Source organism: Corynebacterium sp. NML180780 (genome assembly GCF_007786415.1).
In the GTDB taxonomy this organism is placed as follows: Bacteria; Actinomycetota; Actinomycetes; order Mycobacteriales; family Mycobacteriaceae; genus Corynebacterium; species Corynebacterium gottingense.
Genome location: NZ_VNKN01000002.1, coordinates 195,232 through 216,985, shown reverse-complemented (window position 1 = coordinate 216,985; position 21,754 = coordinate 195,232). Strand labels below are relative to the sequence as shown.

Sequence of the window (21,754 nt, the reverse complement as noted above, 5' to 3'; positions counted from 1 at the left end):
TTGGGTGTGTCGGTGGTTGATGGCGGCGGGGAAACGCCCGGTCCCATTCCGAACCCGGAAGCTAAGCCCGCCCGCGCTGATGGTACTGCACTCGGGAGGGTGTGGGAGAGTAGGTTACCGCCGACCCTGAACATGAGAGATAATTGAATACTGTTTGTGCGCCCCGTCGGGTGGGACCTGTTGTTGGTCCCTACCCGGCGGGGCGCTTTTTCTATTCCCGCGCGGGGTGGGGTGCAGTGCGGGGGCCGGTGGTGCACGCCCGGGCGCGTCGAGGGTTGCTGAGGGAAAACTAGCCCGTCTGTGTTGTATGAGGTTAGGTGTGCTTGTTTGATGAGCAACATGCTGAACCTGCTCAGGCGGTGATCGGGTCAGGCGGGTAACTCTGGAGTGAACCCCTGCTCTTCAGGTGTCCGAACATAAGACTTCAGAGGTGCTCTGAGCGGGGCATGGAGTCAGTTGCTTCTGATGGACGAGAGTTCTCCGCCCATATCCTTATCCCCACGGAAAGAAAAACTAGGAGTACTAGAGATGTGGCCAATAGTCCAAGCCCTATCGAGTGGGTTGCCCATAAAACGATTAGTGCTATCGCGAAAACTGATAGCACGGCTAGGGCACCGGTTTTAATCTTTTGCGCTGTATCCATAGTTTTATTATGGCGGTTGGCAATCTACTACTGAAGCGTCCTGGGTTTAGTTCCGCTTCTTTTACGGCCCTGTGTTGATGGTCTGGGTGAGATAGTACTCGGCTTCTACTTCTTGTGGGGTGTCGTAGTCCAATGTTTCGTGAAGCCGCTTGGCGTTCCACCAATGCACCCATCGCTGGTGTTGTCCCTGTTCTGGGAAACGGCCTAGACCCAGCCATTGATCACAAGGAGGATCATCGTCCTGTGGCCAGTCACAATCGGGTTCCTTCGGCAATGCCGCCGTGCCCTGAAGTCACGCGGTCACCAAAATGTTTCTCCCGAAGTATCGAAGATTCAGTTTTACTCGAGACTCACCATCGCGTTACCCGATACTCACCACGGTGTTACAAAATGCACGCGCTCAACAGCCGCCAGACGTTCACGAGTTGGGAAGCCCGCGTGCCTACTCTGCGCCCGAAGAGAATGAGCCCATCGTGTACCCGAGGATTCCCGGGTTCTACTCTGCGGCCGCAGAGCGCAACCCGGGTGAACACCCGGGCAAAGGCTATACGGTTATCCTCACCGCATGATCGCCTGGCGTTGCTGTTGCCACCCGGTTCACGCGTGCTGGCGCACCGCCCAACCCCGCGTGCAGTCAGTAGGGCGGCTATCTGACGAGATCTCCGTGACGAAGATGCGAGACGACGTCCGTGAATTCGTCACCCCCTTCTCGTCCAACACACAGCTGCCATCAAACACATGGTCTTCTCGTCAAACACACGGAACCACGCCGTATCAGACAGACAACTCGCCGCCGAACCCGCACGAGAAGCTCAGAGCCCCGACGCGGCGCCGTCGCACCCGCGCGAAAAGGAGGACTGCGATATCCGCGGAGTGGGAAACCAGCCGATTTTCACGAGCACGGATTGCACGCTACGTCCACTGGTGCGCTCCCACAATATTGGCAGTGTGGCAACGCACTGAATCGATTCAGACGTGATTTGTCTCGCACACGCCTTGCACCTTTTGTAGATTGACAATTGACAGTCAGTTAACAATGCGATTGTCGGAAGCCAGCACACATCCTCTACCAATTGGAGTTTTAAGCTATGTTGAATAAGCGTTTCGCGGCCAGCGTTGTTGCTGGCTGCATGATCACCGCCGGAATTGTCGCGCCTTCGGCCAATGCGGTATCCGTCAAGGTGAGCGGTGGCACCTGCCACTTCACCTTCACTGCTCAGGAGCAAGAGCGGTACATGATGCCAAGCTCAAACACGACAACGCCGCAGGAGGCGAAGAAGGCCATCAAGGAGACAAAGGCAGCACAAGCGCAGGAGCGAAAAGCTATTGCGGAGCTGAAGAAGACCGATCCCGCCGCCGCGGCAGAGCGCGAGAAGTTGTTCAAGGTTGGGGTTGAGGCCTACGAGAAGACTTTCCTTCCAGCTTTTCAAAAGTGCGCGGGCAGTGGTGGCTCCAATGCGCCACAAAAGCCGAAACCCAAGCCGAAGCCCAAGCCGAAGCCAAAGCCGGGAACTCCGGGCACCGACGGCGGTTCCAGCTCTCAGGACGGCGGTAAGCCCGGAGATGCCGAGGGAAAGAACGCGCTGAGCGATGAGGACGGCAAGCTCAACGGGGCGGGGATCGGAGTCGTCTCGGCCGGCGTGATCCTGTTGGTGCTGGGCGGCGTTGCAGCCGCGCTTCCTTCGCTGAAGCCGATGCTGCCCGCTGAGATTGCGGCGATGCTGCCGTAGTGAGGTTCGCTTCGCCTGGAGTAGGCGCCCAGTAGACGGCCGCGAGCTCGTGAGGGTTCGCGGCCTTTGGTGCGGCGGTGGCGTCGATAAGCACTTCGCCCCTGGCGGTGTCCGAGAGCAACAGACCCTATAATGAGTTGAACGCGAAAGAAAGGGCATTGATGTCGGAAAACGATAACCGGTCGTATAAGCGTGGTGGCCAGAATGGCCGTGGTGGCAAGCCGAAGCGTGGCCGCGATGACAAGCGTCGCGGTGGCCGCGGCGACAGGTTTGAGAAAAAGGTCCGGCATGATCGGTCGAACCCGTCACGGCAGGGGTTCCGCGAGGACCGGATGGCGCAGAAGATTTCCGAGCCGGATCTGCCGGATGGCATCGACATCAATGAGCTTGATCGTTCCGTGCTGCAGGACCTGCGCGTGCTGTCCAAGGACAACGCTAACCGCGTAGCGCAGCACATGGTGATGGCGATCGAGATGCTGGAGGACGACCCCAAGCTCGCGTTGCGCCACGCGCGTGCCGCGAAGAACCGCGCAGGCCGAGTGGGCGTGGTGCGCGAGACCAACGGAATCGTGGCCTACCACGCCGGCGAATGGAAAGAAGCGCTGTCCGAGCTGCGGGCGGCACGCCGCATGAGCGGCGGCCCCGGCCTGTTGGCCGTCATGGCAGACGCGGAGCGCGGTCTTGGCCGCCCCGAAAAGGCACTCGAGCTGGGACGGACGCCGGAGGCTCGGCAGCTGGAGCCGGAAGACCGCGTCGAGCTGGCCATCGTGCTCGCAGGTGCGCGCCACGATCTTGGGCAGCACGACTCCGCGCTGGCAACGCTGTCTCGCCTTGACCCGACGCTGCATCCTGAAACCTTCTCCGAGCTGCGTTTGGCCTACGCGTACGCAGATGCGCTGCTCTCCGTGCAGCGAGAGAACGAGGCCAAGGAGTGGTTCGCCGCTGTGTCCAAGGCAGACGAAGACGGCATCACGGATGCGGACGAGCGTGTCCGCGAGCTGAGCTAGAACGAGCGCGACGACACATGGACGGAAACACGACGCTACAAGCGCAGCACGACGCGCTTCTGCTGGATCTGGACGGCACGGTCTGGGAGGGCGGCCGGGCGATCCCGCACGCTGTCGAGGCGATCAACGCCTCCGGGTGCAAGGCAATCTACATCACGAACAACGCCTCCCGAGCGGCGAGCAGGGTCGCAGCGATGCTGCAAGACATTGGGCTCAACGCCGCCGAGGCCGACGTGCTCACCTCGGCCCAGGCCGCGCTCGGGCTGGCGGAGGACGTGCTCGAACCGGGGGATCCGGTGCTCGTGCTCGGCGCGCAGCCGTTCAAGGATCTCGTCCGTGACGCGGGGTACCAGGTCACGGATTCCGCGGACGACGCACCGAAGGCTGTGCTCCACGGGCACAACCCGGACACCGGGTGGGCGGAACTGTCCGAAGCCGCGCTGGCCATCCGCGCCGGCGCCGTGTACCTCGCGTCCAACATGGACACCACGCTGCCGATGGAGCGGGGCCTGATGGTAGGCAACGGATCGATGATCGCTGCGGTCACCTCAGCCACCGGCGTGACGCCACGGTCGGCGGGCAAGCCCGAGCCCGCGATGTTCCACCAGGCGGCCGAGCGCTTCGGGGCGAAGTCGCCGCTGGGCATCGGCGACCGCCTGGACACCGACCTGGCTGGCGGCGTCGCGGCGGGGATGCCCACGCTCCACGTGCTCACCGGCGTCTCCGGGCCGCTCGCGCTGCTCCAGGCCCCGCCGCAGCAGCGCCCAACGTACATCGGCGAAGATATGCGCGCGCTGGCGGCGGAGCCTGCTACGCTGCGGCCCGGTGCGCAGGGCGGCTTCCAGGCGCGGATGGAGGGCGACGAGCTGGTCGTGGATGGGGGCGAGGAGGCGTCGACAAGCGTTCAGGCGCTGCGTACCGCCCTCGAGGTCGCCTGGGCGCAGCCCACCGGGCCGAGGAATGTGCGGGCGGCGTCCACGGAGGCCGAGGCCGCGCTGGCGAAGTGGTGGTAGCGTGCCCGCGCCGAAGCCACACGACCCGCGCACGACGCAGCACAGCCCCGCCGAAGTCACGCAGCGCGTGCAGGAGATTCTCGCCGAGCCCGTGCAATCGCTTGTCGACGAAGCGTCGCAGCTCACCCGCGCCCACGACGTCTTAAGCGACGCCCTACGCAACCAGTAGAAGGAGACTCAGACGTGGCACCTGGACGGAGGCGACTCGACGCCGAACTCGTCCGCCGCAAAATCGCGCGCTCGCGCGAGCAGGCGCAGACGTGGATCAAGGAAGGCAAAGTCATCGTCGGCGGCTTCCCCGCGACGAAGCCCGCCACCGTGGTGGAACCCGACGCTTCCATCAAGGTGGATGTGGCGGAGGAGGACGAGTGGGCGTCGCGAGGCGCGCACAAGCTCCTGTCCGCGCTGGAGGCGTTCGGGCCGCAGGGGCTCGACGTGGCGGGCAAAGTGGCGCTCGACGCGGGCGCATCGACCGGCGGCTTCACCGACGTGCTGCTCAAGCGCGGGGCGCGGGAAGTCATCGCCGTGGACGTGGGGTACGGGCAGTTGATCTGGCGGCTGCAGAATGATCCGCGCGTGCGGGTGCTGGACCGGACGAACATCCGCAACCTGACGCTCGAGCAGATCGGGCAACCCGCCGAGCTCATGGTGGGCGATCTTTCCTTCATCTCCCTCAAGCTGGTGCTGCCCGCGATCGCGGCCTGCCTGGCGCCGGGGGCCGACCTGCTTCCCATGGTGAAACCGCAGTTCGAGGTGGGCAAGGACCGGCTCGGCCATGGCGGTGTCGTGCGCTCGAACGAGCTGCGCGCCGAGGTGACCGCGGACGTGGCCGCGTACGCGCAGTCGCTGGGGCTCAGCGTGAAAGGCGTCACCGCTTCTGGTCTTCCCGGCCCGAGCGGCAACGTAGAATACTTCCTATGGCTGGTCAAAGACGGCGGCGCCGGAGCACTGGATGCTGCGGCGCTGCGGGCCATGGTGGACACAGCAGTTGAGGAAGGACCGACACACACGTGACTGAGACCGCGCACCGGACAATCCTGCTCGTCCCGCACTACTACCGGCCCGAAAACATCTCTTCCGCTTCGGTCGCGGCGCGCCTGCTCACCGCCGCCGGCATCGGGGTTCGGCTGCTCACGTTGCGGGAGGACAGCCCCGTCGATGAGGACGCGGTGCTGCGCGACTTGGACCACGTCCAGCCCGGGCCAGACGCCGCGAAAGGCTGTGAGCTTGTCCTCGTCCTCGGCGGCGACGGCACCTTCCTCCGCGCCGCGAGCTTCGCGCACGCGCAGGACATCCCAGTGCTGGGCATCAACCTGGGCCACGTCGGATTCCTCGCGGAGGGCGAGTCGGAGAGCCTCGAGGCGGTGATCCAGCACGTCATTGACAAGACCTACCGCGTCGAAGAGCGCATGACTATCGACGTCATGGTGCGCGACGCAGACGACAACGAGCTGGGGCGCAGCTGGGCGCTCAACGAGTGCAGCATCGAAAACGCGAACCGCACGCAGGTGCTCGACGCCACGTTGGAGATCGACTTCCGCCCCGTGTCCTCGTTTGGCTGCGACGGTGTGCTCATCTCCACCCCGACCGGCTCGACCGCGTACGCCTTCTCCGCGGGCGGTCCCGTCATGTGGCCCGCGCTGGACGCCATCCTCGTCGTGCCGAACAACGCGCACGCGCTGTTTGCTAAGCCACTGGTGGTCTCGCCACGGTCCACGGTTGCCGTCGAATCCGAACCGACGACGAGCGACGCCGTAGCGGTCATGGACGGCTTCCGCTCGATTGCAATGCCCCCGGGCTCACGCGTGGAAGTGATCCGCGGCGCGCGCCCGGTACGGTGGGTGCGTATCGACGACCGCCCGTTCACCGACCGGCTGGTCAACAAGTTCCAGCTGCCGGTGTCTGGCTGGCGCGGCCCGCGCTACTCGTAGCCGCGGCTGCACGGGACGGATGTGAGGAAAGGGAGAAGCCATGCTGGCAGAGATTGCCATTAGCAACCTGGGCGTGATCTCGCACGCCTCTGCGGAACTGGCTCCGGGGCTCACGGTGCTCACCGGTGAGACCGGCGCCGGTAAGACCATGGTGGTCACCGGCCTGCGGCTCCTCACCGGAGGCCGCGCGGACGCGTCCCGCGTGCGCACCGGCGCCAAGGAGGCCGTGGTCGAGGGCGCGTTCAGCACCGACGGGCTTCCGGAGGACGTCCGCGTGCGCATCGCTGAGATCGCGGAGGGGGCCGGCGCGGCCGCCGACGAGAACGACGAGTACGTCGTCTCCCGCTCAGTCAAGGCGACCGGGCGGTCGAAGGCGCACCTCGGCGGGCGGACGGTGCCGGCGGCAACGCTGGGCGAGCTTTCCAATGAGCTGCTCACCATCCACGGGCAAAACGACCAGCTGCGCCTCATGTCGCCAGATCAGCAGCTCGCGGCGGTGGACCGGTTCGACCCGAAAATCGCCGGTAAGCTGGAGACCTACCGCACCGCGTACACGGCGTGGCGCAAGGCGGCGAGCGAACTCCGCGAGCGCACAGAGCGGCGACAGGAGCTCGCCCAGGAGCTGGACCGGCTGCAGTTCGCCATCTCGGAAATCGACGAGGTCGCCCCGCAAGACGGCGAGGATACGGACCTCGTTGACACCATTAACCGCCTCCAGGACGTCGACGCGCTGCGCGAGGCGTCGCACACCGCGCTCGTGGCCATCGACGGCGCCGAGGCGGCTGGCGGGTACGGCGACGACGAGGACGCTGCCTCCACACTGGTCGGCCGCGCGGCGACCGCGCTGGACGGCGCGAGTGACAAGACGCTGCAGGAGCTCGGCGCCAGGTTGCACGAGGTGGCGAGCATGCTTGGCGACGTCTCCGCGGAACTTGGCAGCTACGTCGCGGAGCTCCCGAGTGACCCGGACGAGCTTGAGCGGCTCCTCCAGCGCCAGCAGCAGCTCAAGGGGTTGACCAGGAAATACGCCCCCGACATTGCTGGCGTCCTGGCCTGGCGCGCCAAGGCTGCGAAGCGGCTCGAACGCATCGACACCTCCGACGAGGCCATCGAGCAGCTGAAGAAGCAGGTCGCGGTGGCGGAAGCCCAGATGCGCACCCGCGCCACCGCGTTGTCGAAGGCGCGGGCCAAGGCCGCCGCGGCGCTGGGCAAGGCCGTGACCGAAGAACTCCACGGCCTGGCGATGCCGAAGGCGCAGCTGACCGTATCCATTGACAGCACCGACTTCGGCCCGCGCGGCGCCGATGCGGCGGAGATTCGGCTTGCTCCGAACAGCGCGCTCGAGCCGAAGCCGCTGGCGACGAGCGCGTCCGGCGGTGAGCTCTCGCGCGTCATGCTCGCCCTCGAGGTAGTGCTGTCCGGCACCAGCGGGGGAGCGACGATGGTGTTCGACGAGGTCGACGCCGGCGTCGGCGGGCGCGCAGCGGTGGAAATCGGCCGCCGCCTTGCCCGGCTCGCCGCGCGCAACCAGGTCATCGTGGTCACCCACCTCCCGCAGGTCGCGGCCTACGCGGATACCCACCTGCACGTGGCAAAGGATGTCAGCGACGAGGCCGTCACCTCGGGCGTGCTGAGCCTGAGCTCCGCCGAGCGGATCGACGAGCTGGCCCGCATGATGGCCGGCCTGGACGACTCCGATACCGGCAAAGCCCACGCGAAGGAGCTGTTCGCAAGGGCGCAGCGCGAAGTGGAGGAATTGCGCCAGTAGCGCTCCCGCGCGCCTACCAGGTTCGGGCAGGTCACGCGTGCACAATATGACGCATGACTGTTGCTTCCCGGAACTCCGAATCCGCGCAGCCCGCGCTGACGGGCACGTTGCGTGACTGCAGGCCGAAAGGCAAGGGGCCGTCCCGCATGAGCGAGGGCGACATCGCGCTGGTTGATTCGGCGGACATGACTCGCCGCCAGGCTGAGGCGCTGCTCGCGCACCGGCCGAGCGCCGTGATCAACCTGTCCCGCTTTTCCACCGGCGCCATGCCCAACTACGGCCCGCATTTGCTTCTCGACGCCAACGTCACCCTCCTCGAAGCAACCGGAGGCGACGGCGCCCTGCGCGACGGCAAGAAGGTCCGCCTCGGCGAGGACGGCAGCATCACCGTGGGCAAGAAGCCCGCGGGGACCGCAGTGCCTGTGACGCGCGGCGACCTCGACGCCACGTTCGCCGAGGCGCAGCGCAACCTGGTCGAGCAGATGGAGGCCTACTTTGGCAACACCATCGAGTTCGTGCACGCGGAAGCCCCGTTGCTCATCGACGGCCTCGGCGCCCCGGACCTTGGCGAGTCCATGGCGGAGCGAAAGGTCGTGGTGGTGTCGCCCTGCCCGGACCTCCGCGATCGGCTGAAGGGGATCAAGAACTTCATGTCCGAGTTCACCCCGGTGATCGTGGGCGTTGGTCAGGCGTCGGACGTCCTCGTGGAGCTCGGTTTCGAACCTGACTACATTGTCGGAGATCCGACTGACGTGGCGTCGGAAAGCTTGCGCAGCGGCGCGCGCGTCATCCTCCCCGCCGAGCCGGACGGTTTTGCTCCGGGGCTGGAGCGCATCCAGGATCTGGGAGTGGGGGCGATGACCTTTCCGGCGGCGACGGAATCCCCGACGGACCTGGCGATCCTGTTGGCGGTGTTCCACGACGCGGAGATGATCGTGACCGTAGGTCAGGTCGTGGAGCTTGACCAGATTTTCGCTGCGCCCGAGTCGACGCCGCCCGAGGCGCTGCTCACCCGCATGAAGGCGGGACGCAAGCTGGTTGATTCCACGGTGGTGGAGCAGCTGTACGCGGTGCCGTCGAGTGGCGGGGTCGCGTGGGCGTGGGCGATCCTGGGGATCCTGGTGGCGATCGCGACCATCGTCCTCGTCGTCGGCCTGTATGGGCCGGGGGACTTCTCTGACAACCTGGTCAATACCTGGAACAGCATTGCGCTGTCCTTCCAGGACCTGATCGACCGCCTGACCAAGTAAAGGAGCCTGAACATGTCTGATGGAGGACGCACAAGCGGGCTTGTGGTGACCGGCCTGGGGTGGGGCATTGCGCTCGGCGTGGCCGCCGGCGCGCTGCTCATCGCGCCCGCGATGCATAACGACGGCCAGCCGCTTGGCCAGGACAACTCCGCGACCTCGAAGGAGGCGCAGCGCGCGGAGGCGTACGCCGACAACTCGGATACGCTGCTCGGTGAGCAGTCGGCGGCAATTGTGAAAGACGCGCTGAAAGATAAGCACGTGACGGTGATCCGCACCGAGGGCGCCTCCGATGAGGACGTGAAGGCGGTGCGCTGGCTGCTGGGAAAGGCGGGCGCCAAGGATTCCGGCGAGCTTGAGTTGGCATCAAAGTTCACGGATCAGGACTCGGCGGACGCGCTGTCGTCACTGATCGCAAACACCCTGCCCGCCGGGGCACAGCTGTCGGTGGAAGATCGACGGCCAGGCGTCCACGCCGGTGAATCGCTGTCCGCGGCACTGTTGGTTGATGCGGAGACGGGGGAGCCGCTCGCGCCCGCGGGCGACCGGCAGTTCGTCCTCGATGCGCTCAAGCAAGCGGGGTTTGTGCACTACAGCGGCGACCTTGTGCCCGCTGACGCGATCGTGATCGTGACCGGGGCCGCCGGAGACGACACCGACGAGGAAGGCGGCGTGGGCGCAGGCAAGGGCGCCCCGGACGAATTCGGCCAACAGCTGCTTGCAGACTTCGCCGACGCACTGGGCAAGACTGAGCCGACCGTGTTAGGCGTGCGCGAAATTGACGCGTGGCACGCACCGGAGCTCCAGCACGCGACCTTTGTGCAGGCCGTGGAGACGGAGGCGGGCCGCATCCGCGCGACGCTTGGTGCGGCAGGCTCGGCAACGTCCTAGGCTTACACCTATGGCTGAACAGATGGAACACACTTCGCCGCACGCGCACGAGTTCACGGTCGTTGACTCGGAACTGCTGCAGGAATCGCCCATCTTGGCGATGCGCCGAGACACGGTCACGATGCCCGGCGGGGCGCAGGCGTCGCGCGAGGTCGTCGAGCACTTCGGCGCAGTCGCCGTCGTTGCGCTGAACGATCGCAACGAGGTGGCCGTGGTGAAGCAGTACCGGCACGCTGTGCGCCACCGCCTGCTCGAGCTCCCCGCCGGGCTGCTCGACGTCGCCGGTGAGGACGAGCTGACCGGCGCCAAGCGCGAGCTTGTCGAGGAAGCCGGGCTCGAGGCCGCCAACTGGTCAGTGCTTGTGGACCTGGTGACCTCGCCCGGCTTCGCCGAAGAGGCCGTCCGGGTCTTCCTCGCCCGCGAGCTCCGCGAGGTCCCTCGCCCGCCCGCCGAGGAGGAAGAGGCGGATATGACGTTGACCTGGATGCCGCTGGAACAAGCGCGCGAGGCGGTGCTTCGCAGTGAGATCGTCAACTCCATCGCGATCGCGGGCGTGCTCGCAGCAAGCGAGGTGCAAGCCGGTCGCGCGACACCGCGCAGCACCGACGCACCGTTCGAGCTGCGCCCGACCTCGCTGGCAAAGCGCCGCGTCGCCGCAGGGATCACCCCGGACATGAAGCGCATCTAGTGCAGGCTCGCACCCTCGCCGAGCGCTGGTTGACCCACCTCATCGTCGAGCGCGGCGTGTCCACGCACACGGAGAGCAATTATCGACGCGACGTCAACCGCTACCTCACCTGGCTGGAGCGCGCCGGCATCACCGATCTCGCGGCAGTCAGCGCGCTGGACGTCGAGGCGTACGTGGCCGACCTCCGCCGCGGCGTCGACGGGACGAAGCCGCTGGCCACCTCCTCGGTAGCGCGGGCCCTGGTCGTGGCTCGGGGGCTGCACAAGTTCGGCGTGGCGGAGGGGGTCCTGCCGCGCGACGTGGCCGCCGAGGTGGCCCCGCCGCAGCAGGGCGAGCAGCTGCCGGACACGCTTTCTGTCGCGGAGGTCGAGTCGCTGCTTGACTCGTGCGCGGGCGATACCCCGGTTGGCGTGCGCGATCGCGCGTTGCTGGAGCTGCTCTACGCCACGGGCGCCCGCGTCTCCGAGGTGCTTGCACTCAACGTCGACGACGCGTCCGAGCTCGAGCCCGGCGCAGGGGTTCTCACCGTCACCGGCAAGGGCAATAAGCAGCGGCTGGTGCCGGTGGGCAGTCACGCGCAGGACGCGCTGCAGGCATACCTTGTGCGGGTGCGCCCGTCGTTTGCCACCGGAAAGTCTCACGCCCTGTTCCTGAACACCCGCGGCGGAGCTCTGTCGCGCCAAAGCGCGTGGACGGCGATCAAGCAGGCCGCCGAGCGGGCGGGCGTGCACAAAGACATCTCCCCGCACACGCTGCGCCACTCGTTTGCCACGCACCTTCTCGAGGGAGGGGCGGATGTGCGGACGGTGCAGGAGCTGCTGGGACACGCGTCGGTGACCACGACGCAGATTTACACCCACGTCACGGCGGAGAATTTGCGCGAGGTGTGGCGGCAGGCCCATCCGCGTGCGTGAGTCGGGGGCGGATCTCACCGTTGCCTGTGGATGCAGTGGCAGTGGTTGCCAGCATAACCGTGTAGATTGAGCGTTTTGCACGATACTCAAGGAGGTCCACGACCCGTGAATCTAGCTCGCCGTACATTTGCCGCGTGTGGCGTCGCCACGCTCTGCGCCGTTGGTGCGCCGCTCGCGTCAGCGCAGCTTCCCGAGGGCATCGACCCTGCGGAGGTGCAATCGATGATCCCGTCCGAGGTCACTGTCCGCGCCGGCGAGACCACCACCGTGGACCTCGGCGTGCCCGTGGATGCGAATTACTCCGGCGGCGGATGGACCGTCACTTCCAACGGCACTCAGGTCTCGGTCACCGCACCCGATGACCCTGGCGCCACTGCGAGCGTGCCCGCCAGCTCTGGAGGGATGAACGCGACCGTCAATCTGGTCGCCGTGGGCGATGACGAGGAGGCAATTGCCGACGACGCGTCGTCGGCAGGCGGCGCAGCCAGCGCCGACGATGATGCTTCCGGCAGCGAAGGCGGCAGCGGTGCGCGCGAGTCTGGCAGGTCCGGCGAGGATGGGGACGGCGAAAGCGCTGGGGATGCTGGGGATACGGAGGACTCAGGAGACTCAGGAGACTCAGGGGACTCAGAGGATTCAGCAGGCAGCGCCGGTAGCGGGCACAGCAGGAACGGCGGCGCGGCCGGCAGCGTGTCCCACCCGGACCGCACTAAGGCGGAGGAGGTGGACACTTCGGGCGCCAAGCGCTTCGAGTTCGACGGCGAGATTGACGGCAACACGCTCGTGGTGAAGGTGCCGTTGTCGCGCGCTGCGGACCTGATGAAGTACACCAAGACCGATACCGAGGGCGCAACGCTGCGCTACCTGGACGTCAACGGCCAGGTGATCAAGGGGGTCAAGCGCGACGTCGACGTGGCGAAGCGCACGCTGACCCTGACGTACCCGGAAGGCGAGACACCGGACAACCCGTTCATCATGGAAGTGGTGCGGGACGGCAAGGCCGAGTTCGTCGCCGTGATCACTGCGACCAATGCACCCACGGAAGAGGCGAGCGGGGACGGGGAGAATCCGTATGGGGAGGCGTCGGCAAGCGATCAAGGCCCCAACACTGACTCGAACGGTGGCGGCTCGATCGTTCCGCTGATTATCGGCGGGGTTGCGCTGCTGGCGGCGATTGCGTTGATCATTGTCTTCTTTGTACGGCGGCGCGCGCGGGCCTAAACGGCGAAACAACAGTGTTGTAAGATGGGCGCGTCAAGCGTTACGGCGTGACGGGCTCGATTGGCGCAGAGACGGTGCCAGGCGACGGAAAGGCACGGAGAGGACCGACAATGGCAGACGACGCACTGTTCGACGCTTCCGAGGAGAAGACCTTCCTCACGGGGCGTCCGTTCCGCGAGTTTGCGGACCCGGCTCCGCTGGACAAGCACGGCCCGGCAACAGTGCTGTCCATGGTCAACCAGAAGGGTGGCGTGGGCAAGACGACCTCCACCATCAACCTGGGCGCGTGCCTGGCGGAACAGGGGCGCAAGGTGCTGCTGGTGGACCTGGACCCGCAGGGCGCCCTGTCCGCGGGGCTCGGGGTATCGCACGACGAGGAGCAGGTCACCGTCTACGACCTGCTCTTTGACAACACCACGAGCATCCACGGCGCCATTCGCCATTCCAACGTCAGCGGGCTTGATCTCGTGCCGGCAAACATCGACCTCTCGGCCGCGGAAATCCAGCTGGTCAACGAGGTGGGACGCGAGCACACGCTCGCGCGGGCGCTGCGCCCGGTGCGCAACGAGTACGACATCATCATCATTGACTGCGGCCCCTCCCTTGGTCTGCTCACGGTCAACGCCCTGGCCTGCTCGCAGGGGGTCATCATCCCGATGGAATGCGAGTACTTCTCGCTGCGCGGACTGGCTCTGCTGACGGACACGGTGGAAAAGGTGCGCGACCGCATCAACTTCGACCTGGACATCGTGGGCATCCTGGTCACCATGTTTGACCGGCGCACGACGCACGCCCGCGAGGTGATGGATCGCGTCGTGGAGGTCTTCGGTGACCGCGTTTTTGACACCGTGATTACGCGGACCGTCCGGTTCCCGGAGACCTCGGTCGCCGGTGAGCCGATCATCACGTGGGCGCCGCGCTCGCAGGGAGCGGAGCAGTACCGCAACCTGGCCAAGGAGCTGCTGGAGCGCACCGAAACCAGGACCTCGTAGGCCGGCGTGAGCGACCCGCACACCGGGGCAGAAGCGCGCGACGGAGCGCAAGCGAGTGGGCAGGCGGGCGAGCAGCCCGAGATCACCGGGTTCCGCCTCGTGCTCAACAACTTTGAGGGCCCCTTCGACCTGCTGCTCAACCTGATTAGCTCGAAGAAGCTGGACGTCACCGAGGTGGCGCTTGCAGAGGTGACCGATGAGTTCATCGCGTACACGCGGGCGCTTGGAGAGACCGCCGACCTGGACGAGATCACGGAGTTCATCCTCGTCGCGGCCACGCTCCTGGACCTCAAAGCGGCGCGCCTGGTGCCGCGTGGCGACGCCGACGAGATCGAGGACCTCGAACTGCTGGAGTCGCGCGACCTCCTCTTCGCCCGCCTGCTGCAGTACCGCGCGTACCAGCAGGTCGCCGACCAGTTTGCGCAGTGGCAGAAGCATGCCAGGCGCCGGTACCCGCGCGCGGTGTCCATGGAGCCACAGTTCGTGGACCTGCTGCCGCCCGTGCGCCTGGGACATACCCCGGCCAGTTTTGCGGAGCTTGCCGCCAGCGTCTTCAGGCCGAAGCCACCCGAGGAGGTCGGCGTTGACCACCTGCACGCCGTGCAGGTCTCCGTGCCGGAGCAGGCCGGGCGGATTCTGGAAACGCTGAAGCTGGTCGGGGCGACGCAGTGGCTTTCTTTCGCGTCGCTGACCAAGGATTGCGCGCTGTCCATGGAGATCGTCGGCCGGTTCCTCGCGCTGCTCGAGCTGTACAAGGCGCGCGCCGTGGAGACGAAGCAGGAGGAGGCGCTGGGGCCGCTGGAGGTGTCGTGGACCGGGCTCGACGTGGACCCCGCGGTGGTCGCGGCAAGCAACTGGAGCTAGGCAGTGCTAGGTAGTGCGCGATGGGTGGGGGCGGGGAGGCGTCGATAAGCACTCGGCCCCTTACAATGTGCGACATGGACATGCCGATGGTCTCACAGCTGCGCTCGCGCGTGGAATCGATCCTGCTTGTGGTGGACAATCCCGTCGAGGCGGAGGACCTGGCGGGGGTGCTGGACGCGACGCGGGAAGACGTGGACGCGGTCCTGCGCGAGTGGGCCGGCGAGCTTGACGCGCGGGGCAGCGGGATCGAGCTGCGCGAAACGCAGGAGGGGTGGCGGCTCTACACGCGGCCGCACAACGCCGATGCGGTCGAGGCGTTCGTCCTCGACGGTACGCAAACGAAGCTGAGTCGCGCCGCACTCGAGACGCTCGCAGTGGTGGCGTACCGCCAGCCGGTGACCCGCGTGCAGGTCGCTGGCGTGCGCGGTGTCAACGTGGACGGGGTGATGCGCACGCTGACGCTGCGCGGGTTGATTGCGGAGGTCGACCCCGATGACGCCACTGGCGCGCACCGCTACGTCACCACGGAACTGTTCCTGGAGCTGCTGGGAATCGACTCGCTGTCGCGCCTGCCGGACCTGGCGCCGCTGTTGCCAGAGGTAGACGCGATCGAGGATGCGTGGTAGAACACCAAGTCCTGGTAGACTCTGCCACGAACTTGGGCGCACCGTTTTCGGTGGCCCGCACAACCCCAATACGTTTGCAAAGGATTCAGCATGACTCCTCCCGCTCGCCGAGACGGCACACCGGACAAGGGGAAGGACGAAACGTTCTACCCTTCGTACGCAAAGCCGGCGAAGAAGCAGCACGTCCGATTGGACAAGCGGCGTGAGAACGCCCGCAAGAACGAGCCCCACCCGCTGGAAGACAACTGGTGGGACGACGATGACACGAATGGCACGAAGGCTCGGAAGCAAAAGACCGAGGGCATCCGCCTACAGAAGGTGCTCGCGCAGGCTGGTGTGGCGTCGCGTCGCCACGCAGAGGTGATGATTGATCAAGGCCGCGTGGAGGTCAACGGCAAGATCATCACCGTCCAGGGCACGCGCGTGAACCCCAACGTGGACATCATCCGCGTCGACGGCACCCGCATCAACGTGAACGAGGAGCTGGAGTACGTCGCGTTTAATAAGCCGCGCGGGGTGCACACCACCATGCGCGACGAGATGGACCGCATCTCCGTCGGCTCCTACCTGTCCGAGCGCACCGCGGCCGGGCAGCGCCTGTTCCACGTGGGCCGCCTCGACGCCGACACCGAGGGGCTCCTCCTGTTGACCAACGACGGCGAGCTGGCCAACCGCCTCACGCACCCGAAGTACAAGGTGACCAAGACCTACTTGGCAACGGTGCTGGGCGAGGCCAAGGGCGACCTGGTGAAGAAGCTGAAGGAGGGCGTCGTGCTTGACGACGGCACCGTGACCGTAGACTACGCGCAGATCGTCGACGTGCACAACGGCCAGTCCATCGTCCGCGTGGAGCTGCACGAGGGCCGCAAGCACATCGTGCGCCGCATGCTCAAGGAGTGCGGCTTCCCGGTGCAGCGCCTGGTGCGCACCAAGGTGCACACCGTTCAGCTGGGAGACATGAAGCCCGGTTCCATGCGCGTGCTGAACTCTGCCGAGCTGGCCTCCCTGTACAAGGTGGTGGATATGTAATGGCTGACGCAACGCAGCTTTCGAACATGCCGGACGGCGGGCTCATTCTCGCCGTCGACGGCCCTTCCGGGACCGGCAAGTCCACCACCTGCCGCGCGCTGGCGAAGTCGCTGGGCGCGAAGTACGTGGATACGGGCGCGATGTACCGCGTGGCCACGCTTGCGGTGCTCCGCGCCGGAGTCGACCCGGCCGACACCGACGCGGTGGTGGCGGCGACCGCCGATCTGCCGCTCGAAGTCTCCGACGACCCAGATTCCAAGCAGGTGCTCCTCGGCGGCGAGGACGTCTCGGGCGAGATCCGCGGCCCGGAGGTCACCCGCAACGTCTCCGCCGTCTCCGCCATTCCACAAGTCCGCGTGAACTTGGTCGAGCTGCAGCGCAAGCTGGCCCGCGAGGCCCACCGCGCCATCGTGGAGGGGCGCGACATCGGGACGGTGGTGCTTGCCGACGCCCCCGCGAAGGCCTTCATGACCGCCTCGGCCCAGGTGCGCGCGCAGCGCCGCTACGACCAGGACATCGCCGCGGGACGCAACGCCGACTTTGACACCGTGCTCGCGGACGTGCAGCGCCGCGACGAGCTCGACTCGTCCCGTGCGACCAGCCCGCTGAAGCCCGCGGAGGACGCGGAGGTCATCGACACCTCCGAGATGACCCCCGAGCAGGTGCTTGACGCCCTGACCGGGCTGATTGAAAGGAGCGCGAAATGACACACCGCGAGGAACCGGAAACCCAGTTCATTCAGCCTGGGATCGACGCGTCCGGCTACGAGGACCTGGACCCCGCCGAGGTAGGTGCCGACGACGCGGAGTTCTACGACGCCGACTTTGACGTCAATGATTTCGACGACGCCGATTTCGCAGCCCCCGATTACGGCGAGGACAGCGAGGGCCCTGAAAACACGGACGACTACACCGACGAGGATTGGGCCGAGGTCGAAGAGGCCTTCGGCATCTTGCGCCCGAACGTGGTGGAGGAGAACCTGCCCACCGTGGCGATCGTCGGCCGTCCGAACGTGGGCAAGTCCAGCCTGGTCAACCGCTTCCTCGGCCGCCGCGAGGCCGTGGTGGAGGATCACCCGGGTGTGACTCGTGACCGCGTGAGCTACCTGGCCGAGTGGGGCGGGCGCCGCTTCTGGGTGCAAGACACCGGCGGCTGGGACCCGAACGCCCGCGGCATCCACGGCGCGATCGCCCGCCAGGCGGAGGCCGCGATGGAAACGGCCGATGTGATCGTCATGGTGGTGGACGCGCAGACCGCCATCACGGAGACGGATTCCGTGATGGCGCGCAACCTGCAGCGCTCTCCGGTCCCGGTGATCCTGGTGGCGAACAAGTTTGAGTCCGAGTCCCAATGGGGTGACGCGGCGGAGTTCTACGGGCTCGGCCTGGGCGACCTATGGCCCGTCTCCGCGCTGCACGGCCGCGGCGGCGCCGACGTGCTGGACGAGATTCTGCGCCTCTTCCCGGACGAGCCGCGCGCGAAATCCTCCATCACGGACGGTCCACGCCGAGTCGCGCTGGTGGGCCGCCCGAACGTGGGCAAGTCCAGCCTGCTGAACAAGCTGTCCAAGTCGCACCGCTCGGTGGTAGACAACGTCGCTGGCACCACGGTGGACCCGGTGGATGAGATGATCCAGCTGGATGAGCACCTGTGGAAGTTCATCGACACCGCTGGCCTGCGCAAGAAGGTGAAGAACGCGCAGGGGCACGAGTACTACGCCAGCCTGCGCACCCGCGGCACGATCGACGCGGCGGAGGTCTGCGTGGTGCTCATCGACGCCTCCGAGGAGATCTCCGAGCAGGACCAGCGCGTCATCTCCATGGTGCTGGAGGCCGGCAAGGCGATGGTCATCTGCTTTAACAAGTGGGACCTCATGGACGAGGACCGCCGCTACTACTTTGACCGCGAGTTCGACGAGATGATGGGGCACCTCCCGTGGGTGACCAAGCTCAACATCTCCGCAGACACCGGACGTGGCCTGCACCGCCTCGAGCCGGCGATGGCGCAGGCGCTGGAGAACTGGGACAAGCGCGTCTCCACCGGCCAGCTGAACAACTGGCTGCGCGAGGCGATCGCGGCGAACCCGCCGCCAATGAAGAACAACCGCCTGCCCAAGCTGCTCTTCGCCACGATGGCGACCACGCGCCCGCCGACACTGGTGCTGTTTACCACCGGCTTCCTGGACGCCGGTTACCGCCGCTACCTGGAGCGCAAGTTCCGCGAGCAGTTCGGCTACCACGGCACGCCGGTGCGCATCGCCGTGCGCGTGCGCGAGCGCAACCCTCGCCGCCGCAAGTAGGGGCCGCTGGCTTATCGACGCCCCCGCTCACCCCTCCTTCCCGTACACAAACGCGTCCGCGCGGTAGGGAAGGGGGATGCGCTGGCCGCGCTCGAAGCCGAGGCGGTCATGCAGGTACCAGTCCAGGTTGGCCACCATCTTCGCGCGCGTCTTCTCGTTGGCGTGCAGCCAGTACGAGCGCGAGGCCATGAGTGCGAAGCACTCGTCGGTGGTGACGATCTGCGCCCAGGTGTCGCGCACCTCGCCCTCCAGCGTCCACGGGGTTGCTACGTCGGGGTAGAACCCGGCGCGCTGGACGTCGCCGGAGTGCATGATGCGGCTTAAGCGCAGCACCCACGGGTGGTTGACGGCAAGGGTGTTCCAGCACAGCAGGAGCTTGCCGCCCGGGCTCGTGATGCGCGCGGCCTCCGCGCTCGCCGTCGCGGTGTCCACCCAGTGCCAGGTTTGCGCGCAAGTGACGGCGTCGACTGCGCCGTCGGCCAGCCCGGTTGCTTCGGCCGTCGCCCGCCAGGTGGGGACGTTGGGGAGCTTGTCCCGCAGGACGCGGACCATGTCCGCGGACGGGTCGCAGGCGAGGACCCGGCGCGTGGATTCGGAGTCGGCCCCAGCGCCGAGGAGCTCGGTGAGCTTGCCGGTGCCGGCGCCGACGTCCAGGATGCGGGTGCCGCCGGCGCGCTGGGGAAGGTCCGCGATGAGGGCTGGGACTGAGGGCGGGTAGGAGGGCCGGATGGCGTCGTAAAGCACTGCACCGCTGTTGAACGCACTGGCTGAGCTGCTGCGATGCTGTGCGTCGCGGAACGCTGGCTGCTGCTTCCCACTCGGCTTCATAATGGACTAATCTACCGATACGAATCTGGATGGAGGAACTATGGCAGCACGGCGCCTCGTGACGCTGCTCGTTGCGGCGGGCCTGGCGCTGAGCAGCGCTGGTTGTGGGGGCGGCGAGCAGCTGGACGCCGCCGACGCTGACCTGATCGCGCCCTCCACTCCGCGGGACGAGGTTGCGGAGGTGCAGCCGTGGAGCAAGCCGGAGACGCAGCGGCGCACCATTAAGGTGGGCCAGCGAGACCGGAGCTTCCTCTTGAGCCTGCCGGCGGGCGCGCGGGAGCGCTCGCGGCTCCCGCTGATCTTTGCGTTCCACGGGTACATGGAGGACGCGGCGTCGATGCGGAAGTACTCGCAGCTCGATGGGGCAGATGCCATCGTTGTGTACATGGATGGCGTGGACCGGGCGTGGGCGCCCGCCCCGTACGCCAAGACGACCGGCGGGGACGACCTGGCGTTCGTGGACGCCGTGCGCGAGCAGGTGACAGGCGAATTCTCGGTGGACAAGGCGCGAGTGTTTGCCACGGGGCTGTCCAACGGGGGCGGGTTCGCCTCCTACGTGGGCTGCCAGCGCCCGCAGGATTTTACTGCGGTGGCGTCGGTGTCGGCGGCGTTCTACCAGCGCGTCTCGCAGGGGTGTTCCTCCATCCCGATTAAGCACGTGGACTTTCACGGCACGAACGACTCCGTGATGAGCTACTTCGGCGGCCAGCGCCACGACACGGCGTACGAGTCCGTCGAGGCAATGCTGGCGGAGGCGGCGGAGCGCAACCACTGCGACGCGGAGTACGTGGAAAAGCCGCTTTCAGACACCGTGACGGAGCTGCGGTGGGACGGCTGCGACGCGCCGTTGGTGCACTACCGCGTGGACGGCGGCCCGCACATTTGGCAGGGCGGCACGGTGGATTCGTCGCGGACGACCTCTGCAGGATTTGCCACACGAACGCAGCTGGCGTTTTTCGGCGTGCCGTTTGGCTCAGTGTCGGACCCGTAATGTGCGCCAGGTGCCCTATGCTTGGGCATTGTGATGCAGAACTCTGACGACGCGACCAGGACGGCCATTGTGGTGTACAACCCGGTCAAGATCGATGAGATGACGCTGCGCTCCCAGGTCGAGCGCTACGCGCCGGACGGCTGGCACATCGAGTGGGTGCGCACCACACCGGACGATTCCGGCGAGGCGGAGGTGGCCGCGGCGCACCACCCGGACGTCGAGCTTGTACTGGTGGCCGGCGGCGACGGGACGGTGCGCGAGATCGCCACGTCGCTTGCGGGATCCGGCATCGCGCTGGGCATCGTGCCGACCGGCACCGGCAACTTGCTCGCGCGCAACCTGCGCCTCGACCTCGGCCTCGAGGAGTCCGTGCGGCGGGCGTTTCGCGGGGAGCACAAGCGTATCGACGTCTGCCGCGCCAAACTTTCACGCCCCGACGGCTCCAACGAGCGTCTCGGCTTCGTGGTGATGGCTGGCGTCGGCCTGGACGCGCAGATGATCGCGTACACCGACGAGAGGCTCAAGAAGAAGATCGGTCCGTTGGCGTACGTCTCCGGGATTGCGAAGTCGCTGCGCGGTGGCAACCGGATCAAGGCGTCCTTCGTTGTGGACGGGGACCATGCTCACTCGCAGCGGTTGCACACGCTGATCTTTGGCAACTGCGGAGAGTTGATCAATCAGGTCCCATTGTTGCCTGAGGCCAGGCCGGACGACGGCGTCCTCGACGCCGTCGGGATGGCGCCGCGCGGGCCCGTCGGGTGGGCGAAAATCGGCCTCAACCTTGTGGTCAACAAGGCGGCGAAACTCCGCGGGCGGAAGCCTGATCCGGCGGTGGTGGAATTCGCAGACCTGCTGTACTCGCGAGGCAGCTACGCGCGGGCCTCGTTTGCAGAGCCGGAAATCTTCGAAGTGGACGGGGACCCCGTGGGTGAGGTGACGGCGGTGGAGATCTCCGTCGACGCGGGCGCGCTGAAGGTGTGCGTGTAGCCGGCTGCCATTGTGGCGCGGTGCTTTGATCACGGGGGCGTGACGGAGTCTGCGTGTCCCGGTGAGGTTTCTCTGGCGTGCCGTT

Annotated in this window: 21 protein-coding genes and 1 rRNA gene; 21 read left to right on the top strand and 1 reads right to left on the bottom strand. The window is 66.6% G+C overall.

The window, feature by feature from the left end; genetic code table 11:
• Positions 1–8: 8 nt before the first annotated feature.
• The 19 genes from rrf to der all read left to right on the top strand — a co-directional run bounded on the left by rrf (position 9) and on the right by der (position 18,863).
• Positions 9–126 (top strand): 5S ribosomal RNA (gene rrf / locus FPP74_RS02210).
• A 1,605-nt stretch (positions 127–1,731) separates the two neighbouring features.
• A complete protein-coding gene (locus FPP74_RS02195) occupies positions 1,732–2,373 on the top strand; it encodes a hypothetical protein (RefSeq protein WP_095554852.1) in 642 nt (213 codons plus the stop codon).
• Between the two features lie 161 nt (positions 2,374–2,534).
• On the top strand, positions 2,535–3,380 hold the full coding sequence (locus FPP74_RS02190; protein WP_255456036.1) for a hypothetical protein: 846 nt from the start codon (positions 2,535–2,537) through the stop codon (positions 3,378–3,380).
• A 17-nt stretch (positions 3,381–3,397) separates the two neighbouring features.
• Complete coding sequence (locus FPP74_RS02185) at positions 3,398–4,393, top strand: HAD-IIA family hydrolase (protein ID WP_144717013.1); 996 nt, start codon at positions 3,398–3,400, stop codon at positions 4,391–4,393.
• Between the two features lies 1 nt (position 4,394).
• Positions 4,395–4,562: a hypothetical protein gene (locus tag FPP74_RS02180; RefSeq protein ID WP_233125703.1), complete on the top strand. Its 168-nt coding sequence runs from the start codon at positions 4,395–4,397 to the stop codon at positions 4,560–4,562.
• 14 nt (positions 4,563–4,576) lie between these two features.
• Positions 4,577–5,407, top strand: coding sequence for a TlyA family RNA methyltransferase (locus tag FPP74_RS02175; protein WP_122086384.1), 831 nt, complete (start codon positions 4,577–4,579; stop codon positions 5,405–5,407).
• Positions 5,404–6,324, top strand: a complete 921-nt coding sequence (locus tag FPP74_RS02170) for an NAD kinase (protein WP_144717012.1) — start codon at positions 5,404–5,406, stop codon at positions 6,322–6,324. Before FPP74_RS02175 ends, FPP74_RS02170 begins: the two co-directional genes overlap by 4 nt.
• Positions 6,325–6,364: 40 nt before the next feature.
• Entirely contained in the window at positions 6,365–8,092 is a 1,728-nt protein-coding gene (gene recN / locus FPP74_RS02165; protein WP_144717011.1) for a DNA repair protein RecN, read from the top strand.
• A gap of 53 nt (positions 8,093–8,145) precedes the next feature.
• Positions 8,146–9,342, top strand: coding sequence for a putative cytokinetic ring protein SteA (gene steA / locus FPP74_RS02160; RefSeq protein ID WP_095536104.1), 1,197 nt, complete (start codon positions 8,146–8,148; stop codon positions 9,340–9,342).
• Positions 9,343–9,354: 12 nt separating this feature from the next.
• The gene (locus FPP74_RS02155; RefSeq protein WP_095536105.1) at positions 9,355–10,230 is read left to right on the top strand and encodes a copper transporter; all 876 of its coding nucleotides are present in this window, start codon (positions 9,355–9,357) and stop codon (positions 10,228–10,230) included.
• Positions 10,231–10,240: 10 nt separating this feature from the next.
• On the top strand, positions 10,241–10,918 hold the full coding sequence (locus tag FPP74_RS02150) for an NUDIX hydrolase (RefSeq protein WP_304505080.1): 678 nt from the start codon (positions 10,241–10,243) through the stop codon (positions 10,916–10,918).
• The gene (gene xerD, locus FPP74_RS02145; protein WP_144717010.1) at positions 10,918–11,832 is read left to right on the top strand and encodes a site-specific tyrosine recombinase XerD; all 915 of its coding nucleotides are present in this window, start codon (positions 10,918–10,920) and stop codon (positions 11,830–11,832) included. Before FPP74_RS02150 ends, xerD begins: the two co-directional genes overlap by 1 nt.
• A 105-nt stretch (positions 11,833–11,937) precedes the next feature.
• Positions 11,938–13,053, top strand: a complete 1,116-nt coding sequence (locus FPP74_RS02140; RefSeq protein ID WP_144717009.1) for a hypothetical protein — start codon at positions 11,938–11,940, stop codon at positions 13,051–13,053.
• A gap of 110 nt (positions 13,054–13,163) precedes the next feature.
• Positions 13,164–14,045, top strand: a complete 882-nt coding sequence (locus FPP74_RS02135) for a ParA family protein (RefSeq protein WP_095276720.1) — start codon at positions 13,164–13,166, stop codon at positions 14,043–14,045.
• 81 nt (positions 14,046–14,126) lie between these two features.
• Positions 14,127–14,909, top strand: coding sequence for a ScpA family protein (locus tag FPP74_RS02130; protein WP_233125709.1), 783 nt, complete (start codon positions 14,127–14,129; stop codon positions 14,907–14,909).
• 65 nt (positions 14,910–14,974) lie between these two features.
• Positions 14,975–15,535, top strand: a complete 561-nt coding sequence (gene scpB, locus FPP74_RS02125) for an SMC-Scp complex subunit ScpB (protein ID WP_370511784.1) — start codon at positions 14,975–14,977, stop codon at positions 15,533–15,535.
• Positions 15,536–15,625: 90 nt separating this feature from the next.
• On the top strand, positions 15,626–16,564 hold the full coding sequence (locus FPP74_RS02120; RefSeq protein WP_095276715.1) for a pseudouridine synthase: 939 nt from the start codon (positions 15,626–15,628) through the stop codon (positions 16,562–16,564).
• Positions 16,564–17,271, top strand: coding sequence for a (d)CMP kinase (gene cmk / locus FPP74_RS02115; RefSeq protein ID WP_095536551.1), 708 nt, complete (start codon positions 16,564–16,566; stop codon positions 17,269–17,271). Before FPP74_RS02120 ends, cmk begins: the two co-directional genes overlap by 1 nt.
• Positions 17,268–18,863: a ribosome biogenesis GTPase Der gene (gene der / locus FPP74_RS02110; RefSeq protein ID WP_095554861.1), complete on the top strand. Its 1,596-nt coding sequence runs from the start codon at positions 17,268–17,270 to the stop codon at positions 18,861–18,863. The genes cmk and der overlap by 4 nt, the downstream gene beginning before the upstream one ends.
• Positions 18,864–18,890: 27 nt before the next feature.
• Here the strand turns inward: der and FPP74_RS02105 are convergent, their stop codons facing one another.
• On the bottom strand, positions 18,891–19,691 hold the full coding sequence (locus FPP74_RS02105) for a class I SAM-dependent methyltransferase (protein ID WP_144717008.1): 801 nt from the start codon (positions 19,689–19,691) through the stop codon (positions 18,891–18,893).
• Positions 19,692–19,731: 40 nt separating this feature from the next.
• On the opposite strand from FPP74_RS02105, the gene FPP74_RS02100 reads away from it, so the two are divergent.
• On the top strand, positions 19,732–20,682 hold the full coding sequence (locus tag FPP74_RS02100; protein WP_144717007.1) for a PHB depolymerase family esterase: 951 nt from the start codon (positions 19,732–19,734) through the stop codon (positions 20,680–20,682).
• 33 nt (positions 20,683–20,715) lie between these two features.
• Complete coding sequence (locus FPP74_RS02095) at positions 20,716–21,669, top strand: diacylglycerol kinase family protein (protein WP_244213339.1); 954 nt, start codon at positions 20,716–20,718, stop codon at positions 21,667–21,669.
• Positions 21,670–21,754: the final 85 nt, after the last annotated feature.